Origin of the sequence: Jeotgalibacillus campisalis (assembly GCF_000829515.1) — a bacterium.
Lineage (GTDB): Bacteria > Bacillota > Bacilli > Bacillales > Jeotgalibacillaceae > Jeotgalibacillus > Jeotgalibacillus campisalis.
Genome location: NZ_JXRR01000024.1, coordinates 1 through 2,652, shown reverse-complemented (window position 1 = coordinate 2,652; position 2,652 = coordinate 1). Strand labels below are relative to the sequence as shown.

At 38.6% G+C, this 2,652-nt stretch carries 1 protein-coding gene; it reads right to left on the bottom strand.

Annotated elements, in window-relative coordinates:
• Window positions 1–128: 128 nt before the first annotated feature.
• Window positions 129–1,943: a group II intron reverse transcriptase/maturase gene (ltrA, locus tag KR50_RS17885; protein ID WP_041061920.1), complete on the bottom strand. Its 1,815-nt coding sequence runs from the start codon at window positions 1,941–1,943 to the stop codon at window positions 129–131.
• Window positions 1,944–2,652 lie beyond the last annotated feature (709 nt).

The window sequence follows — 2,652 nt, the reverse complement described above, 5'->3', positions numbered from 1 at the left end:
AAGTAAAGTTAGCAATAGGTAAGCATTTGAAGTTATCTCCAGCTTTTCCCCTGCTCCGCACCGAACGTGCTAGTTTCCCAGCATTCGGCGGTCCATCTACCGATGTATACTAGATTATAAGTTCTTCGTTACTTTTCAACGTGAGATGATTCTACCGTTTTAAGCCCACATTTTATTCTGTATTGGTTCAGTCTCTTGATCATTGATTTGTTTAAACCGAATTTTTGTATTTCTAATACAATCATTTCATTGTCTTTACGGTGAATAAGCCGATGTATGTCCTTATGGAGGATGCGAAGGTTATTAAATTTATCAGATCCTCCAAGATGTTGCGGCACAAAATGATGACACTGAACATCATAGGCTCTTAAATCCCAACCTGTGATCTCACATTTCCCCATTTTCATACTGAAACGACTGATTCGATTATCCAAATACTCAACTGTTCGGTCTGGAATAGTCGCATTCATTAGTGCGCTGATTTCAGTCTCAATATTTGGCTTTAATTTGTCATAGACTATTTTTCTGCCTTCTTCTGTAAAGAGGGATAGTGTTGGACTAAAGTTCAACGCATTAACTGTTTTAACATTCCCTATCGGGAATAGATGAACAGTCGCAATTTTGAACGTTTTAAATCCTAAACTATAAAACTTCTTATAGGTTGAAGTAGGATTAACTGGATGTCCATATTTCCCAACAGAACGAAGGCGATTGTACAGAAAGGCTTTTAATTCGTAGGCAAGACGTGAGAATTCTGGATTTACATGTGTAGCTCGGTTGAAGTAGTTGTGAATACCTAAAACAAAACTATTAAAACGCAGGGCATTTTGGATGGTGGGAGAATCTTTGATTCTTTGGATGTGCATTTTAGCTTGTTCCTTGAGTTTCTTCCATTTACTTTGTTTAATTCCTGTATGGGCAACTCTTTTCTTCCCCTTAACATCTGCCCTGATTGTGAATCCTAAGAATTCTGATTCTCGTTTTCGTAGATTTACGATTTGAGATTTTTCAGGTGATATATCTAGTTTTAAACGTTCTTTTAGGTATAACCTAACTGCGTGATACCATCTTTGAGCCGTCTTCCCATCTCGACAGAGAATTTTAAAGTCGTCCGCATAGCGGACGAGATACCCTTCTTTGAGGTTTGTCCGCTTTTTAGCATATCTTTCTCCGACTTTAGATTTATAGTTTTTAGTGAGAGGAAATAATTCCCATTGACCTGCAACCCAATGGTCTAATTCATTTAGTACAACGTTCGATAATATTGTGGATAGAATACCACCTTGTGGTACCCCTTTTGATGGTATTCCTTCCATATCAATTTCTGCTTTTAGCATTTTGGAAATGCAAGATAGGACCTTTCCATCCTGTATGCCTAAGTTCCATAATTGTTTGATAAGAAGTGTGTGATTGACATTATCGAAAAATCCCTTGATATCAACATCCACAACAAAATGTAGTTGTGATTGGTTGATTAAGAATTGTACTCTAGCCATAGCATGATGAGTAGACCTTAACGGTCTAAACCCATAACTATGTTTATAAAAGTGAGCCTCAGCAATTGGTTCAAGAACTTGTTTAAAACATTGTTGAATGATACGGTCAAGAATGCATGGAATTCCAAGTGGTCTTAATTTACCGTTTTCCTTTTCAATCCATTTTCTTCTGACCTTCTTAGGATGATAGTTTTTTAGTTTTGTTTGGACTGCTTTCACTAATTCACTTTCCGATAGCTTTTTAATGTAATTGATGGTTCTTCCATCTGTACCAGGTGTTTTTGAACCTTTATTGGTTTTGATTGCCCGATAAGCTAGTAGAATATTTTCTCTGGATGTAATAATGTCATATAGCTGGTTAAAAGATTCTTTTTGGCTAGCTCTTTCGTATAAATCAGTAAAGGTTTCCGTCATATTGTAGTAATCCCAATATCTCAAAGTTGACATTGTGGCATCCCTCCCAATGAGTGATGTTCCCACATTCCTACCCGATCGATGTCATTCACGTAAAAGAAAATAATCATTCTACATCACTAGACTTGGGGCTGTTCCTCCACTCTCATTACAAGAGATTCATAGGTCATGCCCCTTCCTTCACAAGGATAAATGTATTTTGGTTTTGCCTTATTACAAACGTTTTAGATGACAGTCCTTGATTCAACGTTCCTTGCTTCCCAAGTACCTTACAACGCAGCTATAGATTCTAGACGTAGGTGCTTCCTTTAAGCCTGCGAGCTTGATACCGCCATTGTTCGGTATAGCGTATTTCAGAGGGAGCAGTTTTACTCAACACCACTCGCCCCACCGTAAGGTGGTACATAGCTTTGCACTATGTTCTAACTTTAGACCTTTAATTTCGGAAGTTTGTCAGTTCCTTTCGAGTGGAACATACTCACCTTATCTAGTTTTTCAGCCATCCGGCATATCAGTTAGCATACCTTTTCCCATGGAATGGCTCTAGCTTTCCTTCTGCCGACTCTACCTGTGCTTCGAACCCCATGAACTGTCTTTCATGACGCACGCAGGAGTCTTGATGAGGTCGTTTCGGAAAAACATGGTTTCATCATTCCGACCTTCGGTTGTAAAGTTGGAATTTATCAATCGAATTCCCTGCATTTCACGCTGCAAAGCGCTTATAGCAGAACTTGTCGCGCGC